Source organism: Pseudomonas pudica, from assembly GCF_015680405.1.
In the GTDB taxonomy this organism is placed as follows: Bacteria; Pseudomonadota; Gammaproteobacteria; order Pseudomonadales; family Pseudomonadaceae; genus Aquipseudomonas; species Aquipseudomonas pudica.
The window spans coordinates 1-25,119 of record NZ_JADLJS010000015.1; the positions used below are offsets into that span (position 1 = coordinate 1).

The window sequence follows — 25,119 nt, forward strand, 5'->3', positions numbered from 1 at the left end:
GGCTTTAGCCGCGAACAATCCAACGCGGTGCATGTCACCGGCTGCGCGGTGTTCGCGGCTAAAGCCGCTCCCACAGGGTCCCTGCTAACTCAATGAGTTATGGGCCGTTCCAGGAGAGCGGGTAACCCCGGGTGCAGCGCCGATCATCGCTGTATCCCACCGAATGTATGGTCAGGCCCCAATGTACCGGCGGCAGCGCCCGGCACGAGGATGACCTTGCGGCAGTCGTCCTGCTTCTGGTCGAACAACTTGTAACCCAGGGCCGCTTCTTCCAGGGCCAGGCGGTGGGTGACGATAAGTTCCGGTTGCAGGCGCCCGGCCTCGATATGTTCGAGCAGTTCGGGAAGGAATTTCTGCACATGGGTCTGGCCCATCTTGAACGTCAGCCCCTTGTCGAAGGCATCGCCAAACATGAAGGCGTGGATAAAACCCGCATAGACCCCAGGCACGCTGACCACGCCGCCCCGGCGCACCGCAGCGATGCTCTGGCGCAGCGCCTTGCCGCTGCTGCCCTCGATCTTCAGTGTGGTCAATACTGTTTCGGTGGTACTGCCCTTGGCCTCGAAACCGACCGCATCGATGACTGCGTCCACACCGCGCATGCCTGGGGTCAGGCGGATGATGCTGTCGGCCGGGTCATCATCCTGCTCGAAGTTGATCGGCACCACGCCGTAGGCGTCGCGAGCGAACGCCAGGCGGTAGTCATTGTCGTCGACCATGAAGATTGTCTGGGCGCCCAGCATGCGCGCGCAGGCTGCGCTCAGCAGGCCGACCGGCCCGGCGCCATAGATGGCCACAGTCGAGCCTGGGCCGACCTGCGCATTGGTAACGGCCTGCCAGGCCGTGGGCAGGATATCCGAGAGGAACAGCACCTTGTCGTCCGGCAGGGCGGTAGGCACCTTGAACGGGCCGACGTTGGCCTTGGGCACCCGCACGAAATCCGCCTGGCCGCCGGGCACGCCGCCATAAAGATGGCTATAGCCGAACAGTGCGGCGCCGGGTGGGATGCTTTTCTTGTTGATGATTGCACCGCGGCCGGTGTTGGTGGTTTCGCAAGCGGCGAACTGGTCGAGTTGGCAGAAGAAGCAGCTGCCGCAGGCGATCACGAAGGGAATTACCACGCGGTCACCGACCTGCAGGTTGGTCACCCCGCGGCCGGTCTCTTCGACGATGCCCATGAACTCGTGGCCGAAGATATCGCCCGGCTCTGTCTGTGGAATCTTGCCATGATAGAGGTGCAGGTCGGAGCCGCAGATGGCGGTAGCGGTGACCCGAAGGATGATGTCGTCTTCGTCCTGGATGAGCGGGTCGGGGACATTGTCGACCCTGACGTCCTGGGTTCCGTGGTATGTCAGTGCTCTCATTGGTTCATCTCCTGCAGAGGCGGGTCCGGATGGTCTATGCAGGGGAAGCCAAGGAGACAGGGAAAGTTCAGGTGGAATCGTCCAGTGGCAAGTTTCAGTGTTACTGGCCCCGTTCAACACCATGAAGAACTGTCATTGGGGTGACATGGCATCAGGTGAAACCGGCGACCGGAGGAAACTTTAGCTGTCCTGCCAGGCTCAACCGTGCTCAAGCCGAGCGTAAAACCATGAACAAGAATCCAGCATTGCAAACAAGCTTTGCCCCTTCGGCCACGCCACGCCAAGTCGCGGGCTTGCTGACATCGGCCATGTTGCTGATGCTTGCCTCGGGGGTTGCGCCGCTTGATCGTGCGGATTGGTGGCTCGAAAACGTTTTGCCGCTGACACTCCTGCTCACCTTGGCTGCGACCAGCCGTTATTGGCGCTTTTCTCGGCATGCTTACCTGGCAATCGTGGTGATGCTGGCGATTCACGAGCTAGGAGCGCATTTTACCTATGCCAAAGTCCCCTATGACGCTTGGCTGCGTGCGCTTACCGACCACTCTCTGAATGCCTGGATGGGCTGGCAGCGCAACCAGTTCGATCGTCTGGTGCATCTGAGTTACGGCCTTTTGTTCGTCCTGCCGATCAGGGAGCTGCTCCAGCGCCAGGCCCTGTTGCGAGGCGGCTGGTTGGCGTTGTGTACTGTTTCCTTCGTCCTCGCCACATCGGCGCTGTACGAGCTGCTGGAGTGGATAGGTGGCCAATACCTGGGTGATGATCAGGCACAAGCCTTTGTCGCTACCCAGCAAGACCCTTGGGATGCGCAAAAGGACATGGCCCTGGCTTTGCTCGGTGCACTTGTCACCTTGTTGATCCAGCGGTTTGGGGCAATCAAGGTCTGGGGCAGAAGGGTAGTGAGTTTGGAGGGGAGCACGGGTGACGGGTAGAAACAAAAGGCCTCTCCATCGCTGGAAAGGCTTTTTGCAATCAGCCTGTGACCGTTGAAAATCCCTTAAGTTTCCATCGGGAAAACAATAACTTGGGGAATTTTTCCAAGTCTTGTCACTCGTCGGATTTCCATTGTAAGCCCCTGTCCAGAGCCTCAGGATCGCCTCCGTATCCCTTTGAGGCTTTCACAAATGAAGTACTCCTCGATTCTGTTGTTGTCACTTGGCCTGCTGAGCGGCGTTGCGTCGGCAGGCGGCAATACCGAAGCAGGCATAGGTGGCGCATTGGGTGGAGTATTGGGCTCGGTAGTCGGCCAGTCGATCGGCGGCAGCACCGGCTCGGCAATCGGCGCCGGCCTGGGTGGCGCGGCCGGTGGTGCGGTGGGTGCCGACAAGCACAGCCGTGGAGAGGCGGCCATTGGCGGCGCACTGGGTGCAGCTGGCGGCAACGTGGTGGGTCGCAAGATGGGCGGCACCACTGGCAGCATGATCGGCGCAGCAGCCGGTGGCGGTGTGGGTGGTGCCTTGGGCAACCACATGGGCCGGGAATACGATGACGAGAGCGGGCATCGCTACCGTGATTATGACGACGATGACGACGATCGGGGCTGGCGTCGTCACCGCCACGACCGTGGCCATCACTACGGCTGGCGCAACAAACACCGCCACGACGACTGATCTCGCCGAGGCGGTTACGCTGTTTTCTTTACCTGCTTGGGGCCGCTTTGCGGCCCTTTCGCGACACAAGGCCGCTCCCGCAAAGGCTCTGTTCCATGCGCGACAGCGCAGCCATGAGGTAGAGGGCTGTTGTGGTCTGCCGCGCCTAGTTCGTTGGCAAGAGGATCACGAAGTTCTTTTTCATGTCTTCCAGCACGGTCCATTTGCCCTTGGCGCCCGGTTCGATGATGAACGTGTCGCCAGCGGCCAGTTTGATGGGGGCGCAACCCTCAAGCTCGATGACGCAGCATCCACTCAGGACATGGCAGAACTCCCAAACCTTGTAGTCGATGCGCCACGCTCCGGTGCTGGCTTCCCATTCTCCGGAAATGCGACCTTGCTGTTCATCGTGATAGTACTTGGACGTCAGCGTATGAGGGGTGCCTTCCACCACCTCTTCAAAAAAGGGAAGGTCGCGTATCGGTTGGATATCCAGTTCGCGGAACACGGTCAGTTTCTTGTTCATGGCTTTTTCTCGAGCACGTTTTGGTTAGGGCGATACATCAAATAGGCTTCACCGGTTACGCCCAGCATCGGGTGCGGAACGATCTGGCAGGTTTTAACAATTTGAAAACCTTGACGTTCGTAGAAGCGGCGTGCACCGTGGTTTTCTGCATAATCGATCAGGCATAGCCCATTCAGGCCCGACTCCTCGGCGCGCTGCTGGGCGTGGCGAAGAAACTGGACGCCCAGCCCCTGGCTGCGCCAGGCTTCATCCAGGGCCAGGCTGGATATGTACAAGGTGTCGGGTATTTCCATTTCGGAATAAGGCGCGAGGACCGGGTCTGCCTCGACAGACCTGTCAGGGGTCTCGTGCAAGGCATAGCTATGCATCATGCCGATGACACGCCCTTCGAAAGTGGCCATCAGGCAGTTCTTGTAGGAAAAGTCGCCTTGTTCCCTGGCATAGCGAGACGCACCGACGCTCAGCAATGCTTCTCCAGGAGCGGCAAGCTTGCTCCATATGTAATCGGCCATGCCCTCCGATGTCAGTTGAAAGAAGCGCGCAATATCGTGCGCGTCCGAGGCTTGAGCGGGCCTGAAGTCGATAGGCATGTACAGTGCTCCCATGGGATCGGGTGGTTAGTTTTCAAGGATTACGCCTTTGGCAGGGAGGCAGGGTAGGCGGGTTGAACGGTGCCCATCATGCTGTGGGCGAACACCGTCAGCACGGTGTGCGACGCTGTCCCATGCACAAAGACAGGTTGCCGTCTGATGGCTCATGCCTGGGGAATTGATCGTGCAGTTACCGGAGGTGGTTAGGCGAGAAACGGGCGATGTGTACGCCCATTGGGGGGAGGGCCGGAAACAGAGCAGGGGTGAGCCCCGTATGGAGGTCGTATGTCACGAAAGGCAGCTACCGGCCCACGGCGGACACTGATCCAAAGCTCTGTAGTCAGTACCGGCCTCATCGCCGGCAAGCCGGCTCCCACAGGAATACCACCAGCCTTCAGGTATGCGCTGTACCTGTGGGAGCCGCGCTTGCCGGCGATGGGCCCCCAAACGGCCCCCGTTACAGATTTACGCAATGGGTAGTTAGCCGCCATTCGCGACTACGACAGACAAGGATCGATTGTGGGCAGCTGTGGATCACCCCTTTACCTTTTATCTTCGCTAGCCTGGAGCACCCCGGCAGCATGCCTTGGCAATGCGATAGAAATCAGGGCAGCCAGCAGAACAAACGCTGTGGAGATCCACAGGCAGGCTCCGAGCCCATAAGCCTGGAACACCCAACCGGAAAGCAGCGTACCGACCAGCCGCCCTAGCGCGTTGGACATGTAATAGAAGCCCACATCCAGCGATACCCCGTCTTCCTTGGCATAGCTGACGATCAGGTAGCTGTGCAGTGATGAATTCACGGCGAACAGCACGCCGAACAGCATCAGCCCGCCCACTAGCACCACCTGCGCCGACCAGCCTGCCGACAGGCCCAGGGCGATGAGCGCCGGCAGCCCGGCAAGGGCGATCGCCCAGATGAAGGCCGCGCGACCGTCGGGCACATGGCCGCGTTTCTTGCCAGTGATGTGGGGCGCAAGTGACTGGACAATGCCGTAGCCGATTACCCATGCAGCCAGGAAGCCGCCGACCAGCCAGAAGTCCCAGCCAAAAGCCGTGCTCAGGTACACCGGCAAAGCCACGACGAACCAGACGTCACGGGCACCAAAGAGAAACAGCCGTGCGGCCGAGAGAATGTTGATGGCCCGGCTCTTGGACAGCATGTCGCGGAACTTCGGTTTGGCCTTGGCCTTGCCCAGGTCCTTCTTCAGCAGGATCAAGCTGCCGATCCAGATCAATGCCAGTACCGCCGCCATGGCCAGCACCGCCAGGGTGAAGCTGAGCAGGGCGAGCAGGGCGCCGCCAAGGAAGAAACCAACGCCCTTGAGCGCGTTTTTCGAGCCCGTCAGGATGGCGACCCACTTGTACAGCGTGCCTTGCTGGCTGTCCGGCATCAGAAGCTTGATGGAGCTCTTGGCGCTCATCTTGTTCAGGTCCTTGGCGATGCCGGAAAGCGCCTGGGCCATCATCACCCAAGCCACCGTGAGCCAGGCTGCCGGTACCGTGAGCATCAGCAGGGCCAGGACCTGCAGGCCCAGGCCTATGTTCATGGTGCGATTCAGCCCCAGGCGGGCGCCGAGGTAGCCGCCTGCCAGGTTGGTGATCACGCCGAACACTTCGTAGAACAGGAACAGCGCCGCGATTTGCAACGGCGTGTAGCCCAGTGAATGGAAGTGCAGTACCACCAACATGCGCAACGCGCCGTCGGTGAGGGTGAAGGCCCAGTAGTTGCCGGTAACCAGCAGGTACTGACGCACTTCCATGGACAGGGCTGACAACGCCTTCATGATTGCCGTCTACTCCGCCATGCCGACCATTCGCGCCAGTTCCGCTGCGCGGTTGGCGTAGCCCCACTCGTTGTCGTACCAGGCATAGATTTTTACCTGGGTGCCATTGACCACCAGGGTCGACAGCGCATCGATGATCGAAGACCGTGGGTCGGTTCGGTAGTCGATGGACACCAGTGGTCGTTCTTCGTAGCCGAGGATTCCGTTCAACGGGCCTTCGGCAGCAACCTTCAACAACGCATTGACCTCTTCAGCCGTGGTCTCACGCGCCACCTCGAAAACGCAGTCGGTCAGCGAGGCGTTGGCCAGCGGTACACGCACGGCATGGCCATTCAGCTTGCCGCGCAGTTCAGGGAAGATTTCGGCGATTGCGGTAGCCGAGCCCGTAGTGGTCGGGATCAGGCTCATGCCCGAGGCACGGGCGCGACGCAGGTCCTTGTGCGGCGTATCAAGGATGCTCTGGGTATTGGTCAGGTCGTGGATGGTGGTGATCGAGCCGTGGCGGATGCCAAGGCTCTCGTGAATCACCTTGACCACCGGGGCCAGGCAGTTAGTGGTGCAGGAGGCGGCGGTGACAATACGATGCTGCGCCGGGTCAAACAGGTGCTGGTTGACCCCCATCACCACGTTCAGGGCGCCTTTCTCCTTCACTGGAGCGCAGACCACCACACGTTTGACGCCCTGATCCAGGTAGGCCTGGAGCACCGCTACCGACTTCATCTTGCCGCTGGCCTCGATGACCAGGTCGCAGCCCGACCAGTCGGTGTCCGCAATGTTCTTGTTCGCGCTGACCTTGATGCGCTTGCCCTCGATCACCACCGAGTCGCCATCTGCCCCGGCTTCACGATCCCAGCGCCCGTGGACCGAGTCGAAGTTGAGCAGGTGGGCGTGGGTCTGGGCGTCGCCGGCCGGGTCATTGATCTGGATGAATTCGAATTCCGGCCAGCCCCAGGACGCGCGCAGCGCCAGGCGACCGATACGGCCAAACCCATTGATGCCTACTTTGATTGCCATGGTCTTGTTCTCGAGTTGTGACTTCAGATGGATCGTTGATTGACACGCCTGGACAGTTCCTCGGCCGACTCCTTGCGCTCGGAGTAGCGGTCGACGAGGTAGTCGGCGCGGTCGCGCAACAGCAGGGTGAACTTCACCAGCTCTTCCATGACATCGACGACACGGTCGTAGTACGGGGACGGTTTCATGCGGCCCGTTTCGTCGAACTCCAGGTAGGCCTTGGGTACGGACGACTGGTTGGGGATGGTGAACATGCGCATCCAGCGGCCAAGCACACGCAGCTGGTTGACCACGTTGAACGACTGCGAACCGCCGCATACCTGCATGACCGCAAGGGTCTTGCCCTGGGTCGGCCGTACGGCGCCGATGCTCAGGGGGATCCAGTCGATCTGCGACTTGAACACACCAGTCATGGCGCCATGACGTTCCGGAGAGCACCAGACCATGCCTTCCGACCACAGCACCAGGTCGCGCAGCTGCTTGACCATCGGATGGTCATCGGGCGCGTCATCTGCCAATGGCAGGCCGGACGGGTTGAAGATTCGCGTCTCGGCACCGAAGTGCTCCAGCAGGCGGGCGGCTTCTTCGGTCAGCAGGCGGCTGAAGGAGCGTTCGCGGGTCGAGCCGTACAGCAGCAGGATGCGAGGCTTGTGGGTGGACTTTTGCTCGACTGCCAGCTTGTCTGCTGTCGGCAGGTCGACCAGATCGTTGTCGATGTTGGGAATGTGGTGTTCGGTCATGATTTACTCCTGAGACAAGGCGCCAGATGGCTGATCGAACCAGCGACGCTTGAGCCACCAGGCCACGCCAACCAGCGAGATCAGTACCGGCACTTCCACCAAGGGCCCGATGACGGTGGCAAACGCGACCGGCGAGGCGAGGCCGAAGGTGGCGATGGCCACGGCAATGGCCAGTTCGAAATTGTTGCTTGCCGCAGTGAAGGCCAGCGCAGTGGTGCGGGGGTAGTCGGCCTCCAGCAGCTTGCCCATCCAGAAGCTGATGAAGAACATCACCACGAAATAGATGGTCAGCGGGGTGGCGATGCGCAGCACGTCCAGCGGCAGTTGCAGCACCATGTCGCCTTTCAGGCTGAACATGGCAACGATGGTCAGCAGCAACGCCACGAGGGTTAGCGGGCTGATTTTCGGAATGAAGTGCTCCTGGTACCAGGTGGCACCTTTCCGGCCGATCAGGGTCTTGCGGGTCAGGAAACCGGCAAGGAACGGGATACCCAGGTAGATCAGCACCGATTGGGCTATATCGAGGAAACTAGTCTCGATGACGCTACCTTCCAGGCCGAACAGTGGCGGCAGCAGGCCCAGGAAGATCCAGGCGTACACGCTGAAGAACAGGATCTGGAAAATGCTGTTGAAGGCGACCAGGCCAGCCACGTACTGGTTATTGCCGCCGGCGATCTGATTCCATACCAGCACCATGGCGATGCAACGCGCCAGACCGATGAGTATCAGGCCGGTCATGTACTCGGGCTTGTCGGAAAGGAACACTACTGCCAGCCCGAACATCAGCACCGGGCCGATCACCCAGTTCTGGATCAGCGACAGGGCGAGTATGCGCTTGTCCTTGAAGACCTGCGGTAACTCCTCGTATTTCACTTTGGCTAATGGCGGGTACATCATCACGATCAGGCCGATTGCGATGGGGATGTTGGTCGAGCCCACCGACAGGCTGTTCAGCCACGCTGGCAACCCCTGGAACAGGCTGCCGAGAGCGATCCCCAGGCCCATGGCCAGGAAGATCCAGACCGTCAGGTAGCGGTCGAGGAAGGAAAGCCGGCTTTTGCTCATGGTGTATCTCCCTGAACGTCAGAGCGTTTCGATGATCGCCAGCTAGGCCTTGAGCCGGGCGGCATCCAGTCGTTCGAAAGGCAATGCGAGAAATGCCTTTTTTCGACAGTAGTCAGCAGCAGGCAGCGACGCGCTGAGGGCGGTCACCCATGGTGTCCAGTCGTTTGGCGCTGGTGCCCAACCATTCGCGATTGGCTTCCAGCGTGGTTACCAGGACATCGCGTACCCAGGCGGGCAGTTCTGGATGCAGGCGGTAATACACCCATTGCCCCTGCCGGCGATCTTCAAGCAGGCCGCAGGTGCGCAGTTGTGCGAGGTGCCGGGAAACCTTGGGTTGGCTTTCTTCCAGGGCGCAGATCAGTTCACACACGCACAGCTCTTCCTCACGAGCGATCAGCAGCATCATCCGAATGCGGTTCTCGTCGGCGAGGCATTTGAATACCTGGGTCGGGGTCAGCGAGTCAGTCATGGTGGTTCTCGGTGTTTGCTTTTCATGCTTGATATATATGTTTTTTCAAATATATGAATTTTCGCATGTATTGCAAGGCCTGCCAGATTGATTCCTGCAGACGAAAGAAGGCCTTGCAGGAGATCGCCCAGCTTGTGGGCTGCGCTGACGCTTGGCGAACTGAATTCGCAAGCAGTCCGCCTACCCTGCCAATTCAATGAGTCATGTGCGGTTCCATGAGGGCGGGCCAGTTCCACCGTAGCGTCCTGTCGATCAAGGCTTGACCGCCCACGCTGTGCAAATACGTTTAACATGCGCCAGGCCTGCCCCCATCGTTGAAGAGATCTGTATGGAGTTACGTCAGCTTCGCTATTTCCTGAGTGTTCTGGAGTACGGCAGCCTTGGCAGGGCTGCGGTCGAACTCGGGGTCGGCGCCTCGGCATTGAGCCAACAGCTGTCCAAGCTGGAGAGCGAGCTGTGTACCCGGCTTTTGACACGTTCGAGCACAGGCGTGTCGCCGACGGCGGCGGGCCTGGCCTTCGAATATCATGCGCGGCTGGCGCTTCGCCAGGCGGAGCATGCTGTGCTGGCGGCACAAAGCGGCCGCATGAGCGGCTACGCCAGCGTGGGGTTGGCACCGACCACCGCATCGATTCTTGGCCTGGCGTTGATTGACCGTATGCGCGAACGCTATCCCGACATCCGTCTGCACCTGGTGGAAATGCTGTCCGGTTATCTGATGAACCAGCTCAATGCCAGGCACCTTGACCTGGCGGTGCTGTTCCAGGCAGAGACGGGGCCGCGGCTGGAGGTGCGGGCGCTTCTCACGGAGCGGCTGTTCGTGCTGGTTCCCGCCCCGCTGGTCAAGGCCGAGTGGGGCGAGTCGCTCACATTGCAACAGATCGCGACGCTCCCCTTGGTGATGCCCAGCACGCAGCATGGCCTGCGCACGACGTTGCGCTCGATCTTCGAGCGGGCAGGGCTGGAGGCCAGCATCGTCATGGAGGTCGATGGTTTGTCGTTGTTGATGGATTGCGTGTGTGCGGGTCATGCCGCGACCATCCAGCCCGGCGCGACGGTGGCCCGTGCGCATCAGGCAGGCTTGCGCGTGTTTGCCATCGATGAAGCACAGGCGCAGCGTCGCAATGTAATTGTCAGCCTGACTGATGACGAGCTCTCGCCAGCAGCGCTGGCAACGCGGATTGTACTGCAGGAGGTCGCTCGGGATCTGGTGGAACAGGGCCGATGGCCTGGGGCCCGGCTGCTTTGACCCAGACGCTGGGTGCGCTCATCCAGCCCCTTTAGAAAAACTGAATGCCTCCCCCCGACGATCGCGTTTCGCACCCATAAGGCACTCATTAAAGTCCCCGGTCACGAGGAGCAGCCGAACATTCGGCTCTTCGTGATCTGGAGGCGAAATGATCGATGTGCTAGTCATCGGAGGGGGCAATGCCGCCCTCTGTGCCGCGCTGATGGCGCGAGAGGCCGGAGCCAGCGTGCTGCTGCTCGAGGCCGCACCCCGCGCCTGGCGTGGTGGCAACTCACAACACACGCGTAACCTGCGGTGCATGCATGATGGCCCCCAGGACGTACTGCTCGAGGCGTACCCGGAAGAGGAGTTCTGGCAGGACCTGCTGAAGGTCACCGGTGGCCAGACCAACGAAAAGCTTGCGCGCCTGGTGATTCGCGCATCCTCCAGCTGCCGCGGGTGGATGCGCCGGCATGGCGTGCACTTCCAGCCGTCATTGTCTGGTGCGCTGCACACCGCACGGACCAATGCCTTCTTCATGGGCGGCGGCAAGGCGCTGGTCAATGCCTACTTCCGCAGCGCCGAAAATCTTGGCGTACAGATACGCTACGACACCCCCGTAGCCGACATAGAACTGCAGGACGGACGCTTCGTCGCGGCCCATGTGCCTGCGCGCGAGGTTCGGGGGCGTCCGCTGCCCGCCGAGCGCATCGAGGCGCGTACCTGTGTGCTTGCTGCCGGTGGTTTCGAGTCCAACCGCCAATGGTTGCGCGAGGCGTGGGGGCAGAACGAGCGAGGGGAGTGGCCTTCGGACAACTTCCTGATCCGTGGCACGCGTTTCAATGACGGTGTTCTGTTGCGCCGCATGATCGAACAGGGTGCCGACACGATTGGCGACCCGACGCAGGCGCACATGGTGGCGATCGATGCCCGCGCTCCGCTATACGATGGCGGTATCTGCACGCGCATCGATTGTGTGTCGCTAGGCGTGGTGGTCAACCGCGACGGCCAGCGCTTCTACGATGAAGGCGAGGACTTCTGGCCCAAGCGGTATGCCATCTGGGGGCGCCTGGTGGCGCATCAACCAGGGCAGGTGGGGTTCTCGATCATCGACCAGAAAGCGCTCGGTCGCTTCATGCCGCCGGTTTTCCCGGGCGCCACCGCCGATAGCCTGGAGGCGTTGGCCGGCCTGCTCGGTTTGCCTGTGCAGGCCTTCCTCGAAACCGTGCATGCCTACAACCGAGCCTGCCAGGTGGGTACCTTCGACCACACCCGCCTGGACGACTGCCACACCGTTGGCCTGGAACCTGTGAAAAGCCACTGGGCTCGCCCGATCGATACACCTCCTTACTACGGCTACCCGCTGCGCCCTGGCGTGACTTTCACCTACCTGGGGCTGCGCACCGATGAAACCGCCGCGGTTCATTTCGACAAACGTCCCAGCCCGAACCTGTTCGTTGCTGGCGAGATGATGGCGGGCAATGTACTGGGCAAGGGCTACACCGCAGGTGTCGGCATGTCCATCGGCACCGCCTTCGGCCGTATCGCCGGGACCAGCGCCGCTGCGGCGGCAGGTTACGAACATCCAGAAAAAGAGAACCGCCATGACTGCGCAACTGCCTGAACCACGCCAGCCTGATGCCGCCGGGTCGGCCCTCGAACTGATCCCGGTATTGAACCTGGAAGAGCGGGAAGTGGACCGGCAAATGCGGATATGCAACGCCTGTCGCTACTGCGAGGGCTTCTGCGCCGTTTTCCCGGCGATGACCCGCAGGCTGGAGTTCGGCAAGGCCGACATCCATTACCTGGCCAACCTGTGCCACAACTGCGGTGCCTGCTTGCATGCCTGCCAGTACGCGCAGCCTCACGAATTCGCCGTCAACGTACCCCAGGCGATGGCCAAGGTGCGCGGGCAAACCTACGCCGAATACGCATGGCCGGCCCTGTTCGGCCGGCTGTACCGGCACAACGGCGTCTATGTTGCCAGTGCCTTGGCAGTGGCCTTGTCGCTGTTCCTGCTGCTGGCGTTGTGGATCAATGGCACGCTGCTACCTGGTCGGCTGGCGGGCAATTTCTATGCGATCTTCCCGCACAACACCCTGGCGCTGATGTTCGGTTGCGTCTTTGTCGCTGCAGGCTTGGCACTGACGGTGGCGGTACGTCGCTTCTGGCGTTCGGTCTCGCCTGCCGAGGCGCTGGCGCAACCGGCAAAAGGGGCAGTGCTTGAGGCATCAAGCGCGGCGTTGACCCTGAAATACCTGGACGGCGGGCACGGCCAAGGTTGCAACAACGCCGATGATCGCTACACGCTCTGGCGCCGTCGCTTCCATCACTTCACCTTCTACGGCTTCATGCTGTGCTTTGCCGCCACGGTGGTCGCCACCGGGTATCACTATCTGCTGGGCCAGCAGGCGCCGTACCCGCTGCTGAGCGCACCGGTGTTGCTCGGAACCCTGGGCGGAATTGGCTTGATTGTCGGGCCGGCCGGGTTGCTGGCACTGAACCTGCGCAGGGCGCCGGAGCAGGGTGATGTGGCCCAGCGCCCCATGGACCGGGCCTTCATTGTGCTTCTGCTGTTGGTAAGCGCCACCGGCCTTGCCTTGCTGGGCCTGCGTGATACCGCCGCGATGGCGATCATGCTGGCGATTCACCTGGGTACCGTGATGGCGCTTTTCATCACGCTGCCCTATGGCAAGTTTGCCCATGGGCTGTTCCGCAGCGCGGCATTGCTCAAGTTTGCAATCGAGAAGCGCCGGCCCAACCGGCTGGGCCTGGGAGGGGAGTGAGCCATGAACACAGCTCGTATTTCCCCTGCACCGCGTCAAGCCAGAAGCACGCGGCTGCGTTCAGCGATTGGGCCACTTGTCCAGCAGGATCGACACGAACTTCTCCGCTGCTGGCGACAGCGACGCCCCTCTGCGGTAGACCAACCCCAGGGTACGGGTTACCTGGGGTTCGATCAGCGGCACGCTGACCAGCGTCGGGTGGTCGGCGTTGGGCATGGCCAGGCTGGGCATGGCCGATACGCCCAGCCCGGCCTCGACCATGCCCAGCGAGGTGGACAGGTGCTGAACCTCATAGAACCACTTGGGCCGCAGGTTGAGCCCGGACAGGGCATGGTCCAGCAACATCCGGTTGCCACTGAGCCGGCCTACGCCGATCAGGCGGTAGTCGGCCAGTTCTGTCCAGGTGACGGCTTCACGGTTCGCCAGCTTGTGGTCCCTGCGGCAGGCCAGGACGAAATGCTCCTGTACCAGGGAGACGAACTCGATGTCCGGGTGCTGGCCGCTCATCATGTTGATGCCGAAATCGGCTTCACCGCGCAGCACGGCTTCGAGCCCGTCGTTGGCGCTGAGGTCCAGCAGGCGAATGCGGATCTTGGGGTATTGCTCGTTGTAGTCGCGGATCACCGACGGCAGGAAATAGAACGCTGCGGTCGGAATACAGGCGAGGGTCACCTGACCGGTCTGTCGTTCTGCGAGTTCGCGGATGCTCAGGATCGAGTCTTCGAAGTCATCCAGCAGGCGCCTGGCCTTGGGCAGGAAATCGCGCCCGACGCTGGTCAGGCTGACGCGACGAGTAGTGCGTTCCAGCAACGAAGTGCCCAGGCCTTCCTCGAGCTTCTTGATTCGTCGGCTCAAGGCGGGCTGGGACAGGTGCAGCGCTTCTGCGGCTTCGTGGAAGCTGCCGAGTTCGGCGATTTTCACGAAAGATCGTATGTCTTGCAGCTCATATTCCATCTCGGATCGCTCTTGGCATTGGGCTCTGTATTGATGCTCAAATCGGAACAATGACTACGATATTTGCATTGGATTGATTTATCCATCCCTGTCAATCTTTTGTCCACAGCATCAATGATGTCCATTGATCAACAAGAGTGCGAAATCATGCAACGAATTCCTTGCGTACTCATGCGCGGTGGCACCTCCAAGGGCCCCTTTTTCCATGCATGGGACCTTCCTGCCAATGTGGTCGAACGCGACGAATTGCTGCTCAACCTGATGGGTTCCGGGCATGAACTGGAAATCGACGGCATCGGTGGCGGTAGCCCGCAGACCAGCAAGGTAGCGATTGTCAGCCCCTCGCTGCATGCCGACGCCGACGTCGACTACCTGTTCGTGCAGGTCATGGTCGCCCAGCGCCGGGTCGATACTGCGCCCAACTGCGGCAACATGCTGTGCGCCGTTGGCCCTTTCGCCATCGAGCAAGGCCTTGTCAAAGGGCAGGACGGCAAGACGCTGGTACGCATTCGCAACCTCAACACCGGCACTTTCGTCAATTCGCTGGTGGAAACCCCCGGCGGCATCGTGCGCTATGAAGGCCGCACGGCGATCGATGGTGTACCGGGCACTGCCGCCCCGGTGCACCTGACCTTCCTCGATGCGGTCGGCAGCAAGACCGGCAAGCTGTTCCCGACCGGCAAGGCCAAGGATGTGATCGATGGCGTACCGGTCACCTGCATCGACATGGCCATGCCGATGATGGTGATAGAGGCCAGCCAGCTGGGTGTCACCGGCTCGGAAACCCCGGCCGAACTCGACGCCAACGGCGGATTGCTCGAACGCCTCGAGGCGTTGCGCCTGAAGGCCGGCAAGGCCATGGGCCTGGGTGATGTCAGCGGCATGGTCATCCCGAAGCCTGTTCTGGTGTCCAAGCCCCGCTATGACGGCACGTTGCAGGTTCGCTACTTCATGCCGCACAACTGCCATCGCGCCCTGGCCATCACCGGAGCGATAGGGCTGGCGACTGCCTGCGTCAGCCCAGGTACGGTAATCGGCGAACTGCTGGGCGAGGGTGCCGAGCAACTGGCCGAGGTGCGCCTGGAACACCCAAGCGGCGGTATCGATGTCGCGCTGTCACGCAGCGGTGCCGATGGCAAGACGATTCAGGCCTCGGTGGTGCGAACTGCCCGGCGGCTGTTCTCAGGCTTCGTTTATGCCCCTACATTCCGCAGGTTGGCGGGGTAGGTCGGGCGACAGCCCACACTTTTACATTTGCAACAAGCGCATCCGCACAATTTCAACAATGGGTGATGCCTCATGAGACTCGCCAAATCGCTGTACTTCCAGATCCTCTGCGCCGTCCTGCTGGGCGTGGTGGTCGGTCACTTCTGGGCGCAACAGGCCGTTGCGCTCAAGCCCCTGGGTGATGCGTTCATCAAGCTGATCAAGATGATGATCGCGCCGGTGGTCTTCTGCACCATCGTCACCGGCATTGCCGGGATGACCGACAAGCGCTCCCTCGGGCGTTTGATGAGCAAGACCTTGCTGCTGTTCTTGGTATTGACCGTTATCAGCCTGATGATCGGCCTGGCAGCGGTATACCTGTTCCGCCCCGGGGTCGGCATGAACATCGACCCGGCCACGCTTAGCACCGAGGGGCTCGGCCAGTACGCCGCGTCTGCGGCGAAACTCAGTGTTGTCGATTTCTTCATGCACATCATTCCCGACACTTTCATCGGGGCGTTCAACAAGGGTGAAGTGCTGCCGGTGCTGTTCATCGCGGTGCTCAGCGGTTTTGCCCTGTCGTCCATGGGCGAGAAGGGCAAGCCGGTACTCGATGTGCTGGAGTCTGCCTCTAGCATGGTGTTTCGCATCTTTGGCTACCTGATGCGCTTCGCCCCGGTCGGCGCCTTCGGTGCGCTGGCGTTCACCGTCGGGCAGTACGGTGTGACGTCCCTGGGGGCGCTGGCCAAGCTGGTCGGTACGCTCTACATCGCCTGTGCATTCTTCGTGCTGGTGGTACTCGGCGGCATCTGCCGTGCCCATGGCTTCAGCCTGTGGAAGCTGCTGCGCTATTTCCGCGAGGAGTTTCTGGTGGTGCTCGGCACCTCGTCCACCGAGCCCGTGCTGCCACGCATGCTGGAAAAACTCGAGAAACTGGGCTGCAAGAAAGGCGTGGTCGGGCTGGTGCTGCCAACCGGCTATTCCTTCAACCTCGACGGTACTGCCATCTACCTGTCGTTGGCGGCGGTCTTCATCGCTCAAGCCTGCAACATCGACCTGAGCCTCGGCCAGACGGTGACGATGCTGGCGATCATGCTGTTGTCGTCAAAAGGCGCAGCGGGCGTGACCGGTAGTGGCTTCGTTGCACTGGCTTCGACCTTGACCGTCATTCACGACATCCCGTTGGCAGGGCTTGCCTTGCTGATCGGCATCGATCGCTTCATGTCCGAGGCGCGTGCCCTGACCAGCCTGGCCAGCAACGCCGTGGCCACCGTGGTCATCTCGCTGTCGGAGAATGCCTGCGAACGGGAAACCTTGCTGCGCCGCTTGAACGGCGTTCCGGTTGTACCGGACAAGGCGGATGCTGCGCAGGCCGACTGGTCTGCCGAGCCCCGGCATCACGGCTGAAAAGCCACTTCCACCTCCCACTGTTGAATTAGAATCCCACTCAGCATCCTGGCGATGCCGAGTGGGGTAGGGGGCCGTCTGCCTTGCCGATGGCCGCAATAGAATAAAAACAAGAGAAAAGACCATGCTCGCACTCCTGGGCCTGATCATGGTGGTGACCTTCACCTACCTGATCATGAGCAAACGCCTGTCGCCAATCGTTGCGCTCACCGTGGTACCCATTGTCTTCGCTGTGATCGGTGGTTTCGCCCCCGAACTGGGCAAGATGATGCTTGATGGCTTGAAAATGGTGGCGCCCTCGGCAGCGCTGCTGCTGTTCGCCATCCTGTTCTTCGGCCTGATGATCGATGCCGGCCTGTTCGACCCGCTGATCCGCAAGATCCTCAAGCGCGTCAATGGCGACCCGGTCAAGATCGCCATCGGTACCGCGCTGCTGTCGTTGCTGGTGGCGCTCGACGGTGACGGCACCACCACCTACATGATCACCTGCGCCGCCATGCTGCCGCTGTACAAGCGCATTGGCATGAACCCGATGATCCTGGCCACGGTGTCCATGCTGTCGCTGAGCATCATGAGTGGCATGAGCCCTTGGGGTGGGCCGGCAACCCGGGCCATTGCCGCGCTCGGGCTGGATGCGACCGAGTACTTCATCCCCATGTTGCCGACCGTGATCGGCGGTGCCGCCTGGGTGGTGTTCACCGCCTTCCTGCTGGGCCGAGCCGAGCGCCGACGCATCGGCAACATCGCCCTGGAGTCGGGTGGCGGCAACTGCTACATCAAGGAAATCCTCGGCGACAATCCGCACAAGCGCCCGCGTCTGGCGTATGTGAACCTGGTGCTGGTGATTGCCGTCATGACGGCGCTGGTGATGGGTGTCATGCACTCCGCTCTGTTGTTCATGATTGGTTTCGTCGCAGCGCTGATGATCAACTACCCGCAGTTGGAGCTGCAGAAAGAGCGCATCCTCGCCCACTCTGGCAACGCCATGACCGTGGTACTGCTGGTATTCGCCGCAGGCATCTTCGCGGGGATCTTCTCGGGCACCAAGATGGTCGATGCGCTGGCGCAGACCCTGGTCGACTGGATTCCCGAGGCGTGGAGCCACTGGTTCCCGCTGGTGGTGGCGCTGACCAGCATGCCGCTGACCTTCGTACTGTCCAACGACGCTTACTACTTTGGCGTGGTGCCGATCCTTGCCAACGCTGCGGCCGCCTACGGCATCGACCCGGTTGAAATCGCCCGTGCCTCGGTGCTGGGGCAGCCGGTGCATCTGATGAGCCCGCTGGTGGCCTCGACCTTGCTGCTGGTGGGCATGGTCGATCGCGACATCGGCGACTTCCAGAAGGCCACCGTGAAATGGGCGGTGCTGACATCGCTGGTCATCACCGCACTGGCCCTGGTCACGGGTGCCTTGTCCTTCTTCGTCTGATCTGCTTCGGGCGCCGCTGGCGCCCACCTCATCCAAGAACAACAACAGAGTATCGAAAATGTCCCGAACTGTTTTCCGTGGGGCCACCTGTGGCCTGCTTTGCGGCTGGCTGCCTGTGGCCGGCGCTGCCGGATTCATCGACGACGGCAAGCTCAAGCTGCAGCTGCGTAACGTTTACTTCAACGAAAACTTCCGCGACGAACAAGGCATGAGCGCCCGCGCTGCTGCAAATGCCAAGAGCGAGCGGGTGGAATGGGCGCAGGGGTTTCTGCTCGACTACCAGTCAGGGTTCACCCAAGGCCCGCTCGGGCTGGGGCTCGATGCCCTGGGGCTTGTAGGCGTAAGGCTCGATTCGGGCCGCGGGCGCAGCGGTACCGGCTTGCTGCCGGTGCATGACGATGGCCGTGCCGCGAACGAGTTCGCCAGTGCCGGGGTGACGGCCAAGGCGCGCCTGGGGCAGACCATCGTCAAGCATGGCACCTTGCTGCCCAAGACACCGGTGCTGGTGTACAACGATGCGCGATTGTTGCCGCAAACCTACCAGGGCACGCAACTGACCAGCACCGATGTCGATGGCCTGACCCTGACCGCCGGCCACCTGAACCGCTTCAAGCAGCGGGACTCCTCCGACAGCACCGGCCTGTTCCTGGATGGTTACAGTGGCGGTGAGTCTGGCGATTTCAACTTTGCCGGGGCCGACTATGCCGTCAGCAAGCAGCTGCGCTTGAGCTATTTCCACGGCCAGCTCGAACACTTCTATCGTCAGGACTATTTAGGCCTGGTCCACGACCTGCCATTGGCCGGCGGCGTGTTGACCGCCGAATTGCGCTATTTCAAGAGCCGCGACAGCGGGGCCGCTCATGGTGGTCAGATCGACAACGACATGTTCAGTGGGCAGCTGTCCTACGCTCATTCCGGTCATACTTTCGGCGCCGGTTACCAGATTCTCGATGGCGAGGCTGGGTTGCCGTATATCAGCGGTGCGACGGTCTACTCGTTCAGCAACGTGGGCATCGGCAAGTTCATCGAGGAAGAAGAGAAAACCTGGATGGCGAGCTATGCCTACAACTTTGCCGCGGCCGGTGTCCCCGGGCTCACCTTCATGGCGCGCTACCTGAGCGGGGACAACGGTCGCTCTGCTGACGCCGGCCTCAGCGAGTGGGAGCGTGACGTGGAGCTCGCCTACGTGGTGCAGTCCGGGCCCGTGAAAGGGCTGGGCGTGAAAGTTCGCAACTACGTCTACCGCTCTGACTTTTCCCGAGGGCGCGACAGCAACCGGATCTACCTGACCTACGATATAGCGATCTGGTAATGCGGCCGCGCGAGCATGCGCGCTTCGGGGCGCTTGTTCGCACGCGCTTCACGCTTCGGACGGCTGTGGCGCTTTCTTGCCCAGTCGGATCAACTCATTGGAGAAACACAATCCGAAGAGGATCAGCCCGGCCCCCAGGTACAACGTGTCTCGCGGTACCTCATTGAGGACCACGAACGCCAGCAGCGCGGCGAACAGCGGCTCAGTCAGTTCCAGTGCCTGGACTTGCGACGGCTTCAGATATTCGATGGCCTTGGTGGTACAGAAGAAACCGAGGATGGTCGGCAACGCGGCCAGAGCCAGCAATGCCATGACTGCCGCCAGCGACAGCTCTCCCACGATGAACCCATCGGTCGCAGCCGGCATCAGCAGGTAGAGGCTGCCGAAAAACAACAGTTGCCGGGTGAAATGCAGCCCCCCGGAAACGCCCATGCGCTTCATGGCAACCGAAAATGCGCCATAACCGCAGCCTCCGATCGAAGCGAGCACTGCGCCTTGCAGGGTGAAGCCTTGTTCCAGGTCGGCTCCAAAGATCACGGCAATACCGGCTATCGCCAACCCGGCGCCTACTGTCGCATTGGCGGTGATGGGGTCCTTGAGGACTATCCGCCCCAGCAATATCGAAGAAATGGAGGCGCTTGCCATCAGGATCACCACGACGCCTGCCGCGGCGTAATGGCTATAGGCCGAGGTTTCAAAATGGAACAGCACGAAAATGCCGAGAAAGGCGCAAACGGCTGCAGGAAGCCACTTGGCCGTATGCAGGGGCCGCTTGAGGAACATGAGCAAGGCTGACAGCAGCAGGCAGCCAAGTACGGTTTTTATCAGGGCGATGCTGCTGGAGCTGAATCCACTGTTCATCAACACCTTGCTGAGTACGCCGATCGTTGCATTCAGTGCCGCGGCGCTGAGTGCAAAGAGGACGCCTTTGCCGAAATGAGAGTGCATCAATACATTCCGTGTCATTGGCTTTGTACATTCGTTTGGTCGACATGCAGGCAATTACGGCCTGCTTGCTTGGCGATATAGAGCGCCTGGTCGGCGCGTTCAATCAGCGATGGCGGACTGTCGAGGGCCGTCCCATCGGAGCAGGCGATGCCGATACTGGCGGTCACATGTCCGAAAGGGCTGCCTTTGTGAGGGACGGGTTGCAAGGCCAGGCGCTCGATTATCAACCTGGCAACGACAGCTGCTCCGTCATTGTCGGTATCGGGCAGGATCACCGCCATTTCCTCACCGCCGTAGCGTGCCAGCAGGTCGCGAGGGCGGCGGATACAGGAAGAGAGCAGGGTAGCCATCTGCTGCAAGCAGGCGTCGCCAGCCGGATGCCCGTAGGTGTCGTTGTAGCGTTTGAAGTGATCGATGTCGATCATCAGCAAAGCCAGCGTGGTCCCGTTTCGATGAGCCGTGCGGATTTCCTGGGTCAGCGCCTCGTCAAAGCAGCGCCGGTTGGCGAGCCCCGTCAGCGCATCGTGCATCGCCAGGCTTTCCAGCCGTTGATTGCTCTCAAGCAACCGCTGCTGGGTCAGTCGCAGCTCGTTTTCGACCGCGCTTCGCCGGCTCATGGCACGTATCAGCAGCCAGCCAATGGCTCCGATCAGTGCGAGCAGCGCCACGACCACCAGTGAGGACAGCAGCGCCTCGAGCCGCCAGGCCGAGAGTGCTTCCTGCTTGCCCAGTGCAACTGTTGTCACCAAGGGTAGCTTGTCGCTCTTGCGAAACGCATAGAGGCGCTCCACGCCGTCCAGGCTGGAGGTGAACGATGCGGTGCCGGCTGACTGGTCAACGAGATACTTGGTAAAGATGGGCGACTTCGAAAAGTTGCGCCCCATGTCCTGTTCCCGGAAAGGGTAGCGCACCAGCATGGAACCGTCGGTATAGGCCAGCCCGATGGCACCGTCATGGCCGACATCCAGTTTGCCGAAAAGCTGGAGGAAGTTCTCGACGCCAAGTGTCATGGCGACAACGCCGGCGAACTCGCCATGCTCATCGTTGAATCGCCGGCTGATGGTGATCACCCATTCCTGATTGACGCGGCTACGGATTGGCAGGCCGATGAAGGGGTCGCGGGATGGGTTGTCACGGTGGTGGATGAAAAAGGCTCGGTCGCTGCTGTTGGCACCGTCGGGGATCGGACGGTTGGACGACATCAGCCAGCGTCCATCCCTTGCGTAGATAGTGATGCCGCTCATCGGCGGCATCAACGGCTGCTGACGCTTGACCAGCTGACCCAGGCGTTCGATTTGCGCAGGTCCGGCGCCCTCGGTTTCCAGGCGCTCGACCAGGCCGAGCAACAGCATCGAACTCTGTCGGACGATACCTTCCGAATAGGTGGAAAGTGCCTGGGTCAGGTTAAGGCCATGGACATTGACGTCTTCCAGGGCGCGCTCGCGAGAAGCCATGACTTTCCACAGCGTTAACGAGGCGAGAGAGCAACCGATGACCGATAGCAGTAGCACAACGAGGTGGATGTCACGCTTCACGTCAATTCACACGCCTTTTTCCCCAAGGACCAAGTTGAGCGTCGACACGCTTTAACTAACCAGACGGTCAGGAAGTAACCATCTGGTTCACGCGCAATAATATAACACCTGTATTGCTGGAATGTCCGACAGAATCACGCGCTCTTTCAGGCCCCGTTGGTTATCTGCCGGCAAGGTCTGCAGAAGTGTGAACGTGACGATTGGGCAAGTTACCCTGGATGTAGCGCACGGTCCTTTCCAAAGTTCGCGCCATATCGGGATGTGCCAACTGATACTTCTGTTCCAGTTTCAGGCTGTCACTCATGTCGAAGCGCTGCGTCTGAATGAAGTTCAATGACTCGGCGCTGATCGATAATCGGGTGGCCAGCCCGGGAATCGCCAACAGCCACTTGAGCAACCCTATGGGTACATGGCGGCGGGGTGCCTTGATGTCCAGCGTTTGTGCCAGCTGCTCGAGCATCCCCTGCAGATTCGGGGTGTGTTCATACAGCGCCAGGACCTGCCGGTTGGCCATCGAAGGGTCGAACGCCACGCAGGTCATCATCTTTACCAGATAATCGACGCTGACCAATGGCAACCAGTGCCTGGCGGAACCCGGGACAGCCTTTAACCGGCCCAGTGCGAGATTTCGAATGAGGTCGGCCAGAGGTTGCCCTTCAAGAATATGCCCACTTTCGCTATGGCCACATACCGTAGCAGGATGAACGATCGTGTAATCCGCACCTACCTCCTGCATGTAGCGGATGACTGCGAAATGAGACTCCAGCTTGCTGCCTTCGTAGCCCCCCACACGGCCGTATACTGCAGGCCAATTGGTGTTTTCTGGGTGTTCGTTATCAACCCCGATACTTGCCAGATGGGTAAGGTTCTGCAGCATGTAGCCGCCCACCATCAGCAAGCGGATTCGCTGGCTCGCCGCGAGCCTGGCGACTCTCAGCGCCCCTTGCACATTGACTGCACGGGCCTGCTCCATTGTCAGGCCCCAGGTAAACTGCGCCGCGAGGTGGAAGATTACAGTGGACGATGACACGCATTGCTTGTCTGCTTCGCTGAGTCCAAGTTCTTCCCGGCTGATATCTCCTGCGACTGCATGGATATACGCAGGGTCACCTCCCAGTTGCCGTACTTGCTCTTTGAGGCGCTTGATGTTTTCAGGGTTGCGCATGAGCACCCAGGTCTTGTGCCCTGTCGCAGTAAGACGGGCCAGTAAGTGTTGGCCGACAAACCCACTGCCGCCCGTGACGAAACATTCCACGCTCATATCTGAGTCCTTGTCTGGATGATCGGCGCAGGCTAAGGTGTAGAGCGTACTCTACAGTCAAGGAATTTCTACTGTGAATGTTGGAGAGTTGGAGCGCCTGAGTGGAGTCGGCCGCCATACCTTGCGCTATTACGAGCAACTCGGGCTTATCGCGGCCCATCGGCAAGCCAACAATTACCGCAGTTACAGCGAACAGACCGTTATTGATCTGGCTTTTATCCAGAGTGCCCAGAGCGGCGGTTTTTCACTCGCCGAGATCGCCGACATCCTTGCGGCCAAGCGGGGTAACACGATCGATTGCGCTCAAGGCGCGGCCTTGGTGGCCAGCAAGATGGCCGAAATTCAAGCTAAGATCACCACGCTGCAAGCCGCCTATGTCTTTCTGGATGCGGAGCGTGCAAAGCTCGAAGCCAGTGCCATTGCCAACGGCCTGACGATTCCTGACCTTCCTGCGATTTAGCATGGCTCGGCACCTTGGCTTGTTTATTCGCAATTATTTCTCATTTACACTTGTGTCTTGTTTCGGGGCCTCCCTCTTATCCAGGATGCATCGTGTCGTTCGATCCCGCCAAACCGACGCTGCTGTCTACATTGGTACGTCACTACGACGATCTGGTGGACCACATTCGCCGACGCTTCGGCGACAGAAGCATGGCGCGCGATGTGGTGCATGACGTGTGCGTGCAGTTGCTTGAGCGCGGTGAGAAAGACGACGTTCGAACCCCACTTGCCTTGCTACGAAAAATCTCCCACGACACCGCCGTGAGTCGCTATCGTAGCGATCGCCGTCGAGACGCCTGGGTAGAGGCTATCTCCGAGCTGCCTGAGGTGGCCTGCCCGGCAGCCAACCCGACGACCAGGTATGACAGCGAGCGCGAGTTTCAACTGCTCGTCAACGCTATCACAGGCCTCCCACCTCGCTGCCAGGCTGTTTTCGTCATGCACAAGATTCACGAAATCCCCCAGGCAGAAGTAGCCGCTCGCCTCGGTATTTCCGTCAAGACAGTGGAAAAGCACCTGCGGCTGGGGTTGGCGGCGTGCAGGCAAAGGCTTGGGCGCGATGAGGTACATCCATGACGAAGCAGCCCGAACAGGCGCCACTGGACGAGGCTCTGGGGCGACATCGTGAAGAGCTCAAACAGCTGTTCCCCATGCCGCCAGCCAGGCCAGCGCCCTCGAAAGCGGTAAAGTCGGCAGGTATCACGCTGGCGCTTGCGATCGCCTTTGCAGCCCTGGCGTGGCTGAACCCTGCCTACAAGAGCGAGCGTTTCGCTACCGCCATTGGTGAGCGGCGCGCTGTGCTGCTGGGCGATGGAAGCAATCTGCTGCTCGACAGTGGCACGCACCTCGATATCAGTTGGCGTCTGCTCAGCCGCGAAGTCGACCTGCGCGCAGGGCAGGCGCTATTCGATGTGTCCTCGGCCGTGTACCGCCCCTTCGTGGTGTCTGCTGGCCAGGCGAAAGTCGAGGTGCTCGGTACGTTGTTCAATGTCCGCCGCCTGGATAACGACGCGGTGCGTGTGACCTTGGCCCGTGGGCGCGTGGACGTTGCGGCAGCTGCAACACAAGCACCAGTTACCCTCAGGCCAGGGCAACAGGTCGACTCGATTGGCGGGCGACTGACGCCGGTTGCGAAGGCCGATGTTTCCAGGGCGATGGCATGGAAAGAGGATCGCATCGTGTTCGAGCAGACGCCGCTGGATGAAGCGGTGTCGTTGCTGCGCCACTATCGCAAGGCGCCCATCGAGCTGAGCGACCCAAGCCTTGGCGCACTCAAGGTGACAGGGGTGTTCGAGGCGCACAATGTCGACCTGCTACTGGATCTGCTACCGAGCATCCTGCCCGTAGCCGTACTGCAACAAGAGGATGGCAGCGTCCGGATCCAACGCAAACCGACAAGAAAATAATTCTC

At 60.7% G+C, this 25,119-nt stretch carries 24 protein-coding genes; 12 read left to right on the plus strand and 12 right to left on the minus strand.

Annotated features, from left to right (window positions below; all coding sequences use genetic code 11):
- Positions 1-143 precede the first annotated feature (143 nt).
- The gene (locus IRZ77_RS12845) at positions 144-1,364 is read right to left on the minus strand and encodes a zinc-dependent alcohol dehydrogenase (protein WP_046613842.1); all 1,221 of its coding nucleotides are present in this window, start codon (positions 1,362-1,364) and stop codon (positions 144-146) included.
- 227 nt (positions 1,365-1,591) lie between these two features.
- Here IRZ77_RS12845 and IRZ77_RS12850 point away from each other — a divergent pair, with 227 nt between their 5' ends.
- The gene (locus IRZ77_RS12850; protein ID WP_108481901.1) at positions 1,592-2,293 is read left to right on the plus strand and encodes a DUF2238 domain-containing protein; all 702 of its coding nucleotides are present in this window, start codon (positions 1,592-1,594) and stop codon (positions 2,291-2,293) included.
- Positions 2,294-2,485: 192 nt separating this feature from the next.
- Positions 2,486-2,971, plus strand: a complete 486-nt coding sequence (locus IRZ77_RS12855) for a glycine zipper domain-containing protein (RefSeq protein ID WP_085598399.1) — start codon at positions 2,486-2,488, stop codon at positions 2,969-2,971.
- 145 nt (positions 2,972-3,116) lie between these two features.
- Here IRZ77_RS12855 and IRZ77_RS12860 read toward each other — a convergent pair whose 3' ends face one another.
- The 7 genes from IRZ77_RS12860 to IRZ77_RS12890 all read right to left on the minus strand — a co-directional run bounded on the left by IRZ77_RS12860 (position 3,117) and on the right by IRZ77_RS12890 (position 9,141).
- Positions 3,117-3,476: a cupin domain-containing protein gene (locus IRZ77_RS12860; RefSeq protein ID WP_085598401.1), complete on the minus strand. Its 360-nt coding sequence runs from the start codon at positions 3,474-3,476 to the stop codon at positions 3,117-3,119.
- On the minus strand, positions 3,473-4,066 hold the full coding sequence (locus tag IRZ77_RS12865; protein WP_196173605.1) for a GNAT family N-acetyltransferase: 594 nt from the start codon (positions 4,064-4,066) through the stop codon (positions 3,473-3,475). The genes IRZ77_RS12860 and IRZ77_RS12865 overlap by 4 nt, the downstream gene beginning before the upstream one ends.
- A 542-nt stretch (positions 4,067-4,608) precedes the next feature.
- Positions 4,609-5,853 (minus strand): organoarsenical effux MFS transporter ArsJ, encoded by a 1,245-nt coding sequence (gene arsJ, locus IRZ77_RS12870; RefSeq protein WP_196173607.1) that lies wholly within the window; start codon positions 5,851-5,853, stop codon positions 4,609-4,611.
- Between the two features lie 9 nt (positions 5,854-5,862).
- A complete protein-coding gene (locus tag IRZ77_RS12875) occupies positions 5,863-6,867 on the minus strand; it encodes an ArsJ-associated glyceraldehyde-3-phosphate dehydrogenase (RefSeq protein ID WP_046613816.1) in 1,005 nt (334 codons plus the stop codon).
- A 23-nt stretch (positions 6,868-6,890) separates the two neighbouring features.
- A complete protein-coding gene (arsH, locus tag IRZ77_RS12880; protein WP_196173610.1) occupies positions 6,891-7,607 on the minus strand; it encodes an arsenical resistance protein ArsH in 717 nt (238 codons plus the stop codon).
- A gap of 3 nt (positions 7,608-7,610) precedes the next feature.
- Positions 7,611-8,672, minus strand: coding sequence for an ACR3 family arsenite efflux transporter (gene arsB / locus IRZ77_RS12885; RefSeq protein ID WP_046613814.1), 1,062 nt, complete (start codon positions 8,670-8,672; stop codon positions 7,611-7,613).
- Positions 8,673-8,784: 112 nt separating this feature from the next.
- Positions 8,785-9,141, minus strand: coding sequence for a metalloregulator ArsR/SmtB family transcription factor (locus tag IRZ77_RS12890; protein WP_046613813.1), 357 nt, complete (start codon positions 9,139-9,141; stop codon positions 8,785-8,787).
- Positions 9,142-9,469: 328 nt separating this feature from the next.
- Here IRZ77_RS12890 and IRZ77_RS12895 point away from each other — a divergent pair, with 328 nt between their 5' ends.
- The 3 genes from IRZ77_RS12895 (at position 9,470) to tcuB (ending at position 13,155) form a co-directional block, all read left to right on the plus strand.
- Positions 9,470-10,390 carry a LysR family transcriptional regulator gene (locus tag IRZ77_RS12895; protein ID WP_046613812.1) on the plus strand — a complete coding sequence of 307 codons (921 nt, stop codon included), beginning with the start codon at positions 9,470-9,472 and terminating at the stop codon, positions 10,388-10,390.
- Positions 10,391-10,538: 148 nt separating this feature from the next.
- A complete protein-coding gene (tcuA, locus tag IRZ77_RS12900) occupies positions 10,539-11,993 on the plus strand; it encodes an FAD-dependent tricarballylate dehydrogenase TcuA (RefSeq protein ID WP_196173612.1) in 1,455 nt (484 codons plus the stop codon).
- Positions 11,974-13,155 carry a tricarballylate utilization 4Fe-4S protein TcuB gene (gene tcuB, locus IRZ77_RS12905; RefSeq protein ID WP_230386319.1) on the plus strand — a complete coding sequence of 394 codons (1,182 nt, stop codon included), beginning with the start codon at positions 11,974-11,976 and terminating at the stop codon, positions 13,153-13,155. The genes tcuA and tcuB overlap by 20 nt, the downstream gene beginning before the upstream one ends.
- A 60-nt stretch (positions 13,156-13,215) precedes the next feature.
- Here the strand turns inward: tcuB and IRZ77_RS12910 are convergent, their stop codons facing one another.
- Positions 13,216-14,109, minus strand: a complete 894-nt coding sequence (locus IRZ77_RS12910) for a LysR family transcriptional regulator (RefSeq protein ID WP_016714082.1) — start codon at positions 14,107-14,109, stop codon at positions 13,216-13,218.
- Between the two features lie 147 nt (positions 14,110-14,256).
- On the opposite strand from IRZ77_RS12910, the gene IRZ77_RS12915 reads away from it, so the two are divergent.
- The 4 genes from IRZ77_RS12915 to IRZ77_RS12930 all read left to right on the plus strand — a co-directional run bounded on the left by IRZ77_RS12915 (position 14,257) and on the right by IRZ77_RS12930 (position 19,463).
- Complete coding sequence (locus tag IRZ77_RS12915; protein WP_080958408.1) at positions 14,257-15,336, plus strand: 4-oxalomesaconate tautomerase; 1,080 nt, start codon at positions 14,257-14,259, stop codon at positions 15,334-15,336.
- Between the two features lie 72 nt (positions 15,337-15,408).
- Positions 15,409-16,722, plus strand: coding sequence for a C4-dicarboxylate transporter DctA (gene dctA / locus IRZ77_RS12920; RefSeq protein ID WP_108481905.1), 1,314 nt, complete (start codon positions 15,409-15,411; stop codon positions 16,720-16,722).
- Between the two features lie 124 nt (positions 16,723-16,846).
- A complete protein-coding gene (locus IRZ77_RS12925) occupies positions 16,847-18,151 on the plus strand; it encodes a CitMHS family transporter (protein ID WP_046613807.1) in 1,305 nt (434 codons plus the stop codon).
- A 58-nt stretch (positions 18,152-18,209) separates the two neighbouring features.
- A complete protein-coding gene (locus IRZ77_RS12930) occupies positions 18,210-19,463 on the plus strand; it encodes an OprD family porin (protein WP_046613806.1) in 1,254 nt (417 codons plus the stop codon).
- A 48-nt stretch (positions 19,464-19,511) separates the two neighbouring features.
- On the opposite strand, the gene IRZ77_RS12935 is transcribed toward IRZ77_RS12930, so the two are convergent.
- The 3 genes from IRZ77_RS12935 to IRZ77_RS12945 form a co-directional block, all read right to left on the minus strand.
- Positions 19,512-20,411, minus strand: coding sequence for a DMT family transporter (locus IRZ77_RS12935; RefSeq protein WP_085598420.1), 900 nt, complete (start codon positions 20,409-20,411; stop codon positions 19,512-19,514).
- Positions 20,412-20,425: 14 nt separating this feature from the next.
- Positions 20,426-21,946: a sensor domain-containing diguanylate cyclase gene (locus tag IRZ77_RS12940; protein ID WP_196173614.1), complete on the minus strand. Its 1,521-nt coding sequence runs from the start codon at positions 21,944-21,946 to the stop codon at positions 20,426-20,428.
- A gap of 160 nt (positions 21,947-22,106) precedes the next feature.
- Positions 22,107-23,207 (minus strand): SDR family oxidoreductase, encoded by a 1,101-nt coding sequence (locus IRZ77_RS12945; RefSeq protein WP_196173616.1) that lies wholly within the window; start codon positions 23,205-23,207, stop codon positions 22,107-22,109.
- Between the two features lie 73 nt (positions 23,208-23,280).
- Here IRZ77_RS12945 and IRZ77_RS12950 point away from each other — a divergent pair, with 73 nt between their 5' ends.
- The 3 genes from IRZ77_RS12950 (at position 23,281) to IRZ77_RS12960 (ending at position 25,114) form a co-directional block, all read left to right on the plus strand.
- Positions 23,281-23,667 (plus strand): MerR family transcriptional regulator, encoded by a 387-nt coding sequence (locus tag IRZ77_RS12950; protein WP_108481908.1) that lies wholly within the window; start codon positions 23,281-23,283, stop codon positions 23,665-23,667.
- A 92-nt stretch (positions 23,668-23,759) separates the two neighbouring features.
- Positions 23,760-24,284 carry an RNA polymerase sigma factor gene (locus IRZ77_RS12955; RefSeq protein WP_196173618.1) on the plus strand — a complete coding sequence of 175 codons (525 nt, stop codon included), beginning with the start codon at positions 23,760-23,762 and terminating at the stop codon, positions 24,282-24,284.
- Positions 24,281-25,114 (plus strand): FecR family protein, encoded by an 834-nt coding sequence (locus IRZ77_RS12960; RefSeq protein WP_196173620.1) that lies wholly within the window; start codon positions 24,281-24,283, stop codon positions 25,112-25,114. The genes IRZ77_RS12955 and IRZ77_RS12960 overlap by 4 nt, the downstream gene beginning before the upstream one ends.
- Positions 25,115-25,119 lie beyond the last annotated feature (5 nt).

Bases quoted from the DNA above. Each gene is read 5' to 3' on its own strand.
- IRZ77_RS12845 (WP_046613842.1), bottom strand. From the start codon at position 1,364: ATGAGAGCACTGACATACCACGGAACCCAGGACGTCAGGGTCGACAAT.
- IRZ77_RS12875 (WP_046613816.1), bottom strand. From the start codon at position 6,867: ATGGCAATCAAAGTAGGCATCAATGGGTTTGGCCGTATCGGTCGCCTG.
- tcuA (WP_196173612.1), top strand. From the start codon at position 10,539: ATGATCGATGTGCTAGTCATCGGAGGGGGCAATGCCGCCCTCTGTGCC.
- IRZ77_RS12960 (WP_196173620.1), top strand. From the start codon at position 24,281: ATGACGAAGCAGCCCGAACAGGCGCCACTGGACGAGGCTCTGGGGCGA.
- tcuB (WP_230386319.1), top strand. From the start codon at position 11,974: ATGACTGCGCAACTGCCTGAACCACGCCAGCCTGATGCCGCCGGGTCG.
- IRZ77_RS12895 (WP_046613812.1), top strand. From the start codon at position 9,470: ATGGAGTTACGTCAGCTTCGCTATTTCCTGAGTGTTCTGGAGTACGGC.
- IRZ77_RS12865 (WP_196173605.1), bottom strand. From the start codon at position 4,066: ATGCCTATCGACTTCAGGCCCGCTCAAGCCTCGGACGCGCACGATATT.
- IRZ77_RS12910 (WP_016714082.1), bottom strand. From the start codon at position 14,109: ATGGAATATGAGCTGCAAGACATACGATCTTTCGTGAAAATCGCCGAA.
- IRZ77_RS12890 (WP_046613813.1), bottom strand. From the start codon at position 9,141: ATGACTGACTCGCTGACCCCGACCCAGGTATTCAAATGCCTCGCCGAC.
- IRZ77_RS12935 (WP_085598420.1), bottom strand. From the start codon at position 20,411: ATGCACTCTCATTTCGGCAAAGGCGTCCTCTTTGCACTCAGCGCCGCG.
- IRZ77_RS12850 (WP_108481901.1), top strand. From the start codon at position 1,592: ATGAACAAGAATCCAGCATTGCAAACAAGCTTTGCCCCTTCGGCCACG.
- dctA (WP_108481905.1), top strand. From the start codon at position 15,409: ATGAGACTCGCCAAATCGCTGTACTTCCAGATCCTCTGCGCCGTCCTG.
- arsH (WP_196173610.1), bottom strand. From the start codon at position 7,607: ATGACCGAACACCACATTCCCAACATCGACAACGATCTGGTCGACCTG.
- arsJ (WP_196173607.1), bottom strand. From the start codon at position 5,853: ATGAAGGCGTTGTCAGCCCTGTCCATGGAAGTGCGTCAGTACCTGCTG.
- IRZ77_RS12930 (WP_046613806.1), top strand. From the start codon at position 18,210: ATGTCCCGAACTGTTTTCCGTGGGGCCACCTGTGGCCTGCTTTGCGGC.
- IRZ77_RS12925 (WP_046613807.1), top strand. From the start codon at position 16,847: ATGCTCGCACTCCTGGGCCTGATCATGGTGGTGACCTTCACCTACCTG.
- arsB (WP_046613814.1), bottom strand. From the start codon at position 8,672: ATGAGCAAAAGCCGGCTTTCCTTCCTCGACCGCTACCTGACGGTCTGG.
- IRZ77_RS12945 (WP_196173616.1), bottom strand. From the start codon at position 23,207: ATGAGCGTGGAATGTTTCGTCACGGGCGGCAGTGGGTTTGTCGGCCAA.
- IRZ77_RS12915 (WP_080958408.1), top strand. From the start codon at position 14,257: ATGCAACGAATTCCTTGCGTACTCATGCGCGGTGGCACCTCCAAGGGC.
- IRZ77_RS12855 (WP_085598399.1), top strand. From the start codon at position 2,486: ATGAAGTACTCCTCGATTCTGTTGTTGTCACTTGGCCTGCTGAGCGGC.
- IRZ77_RS12860 (WP_085598401.1), bottom strand. From the start codon at position 3,476: ATGAACAAGAAACTGACCGTGTTCCGCGAACTGGATATCCAACCGATA.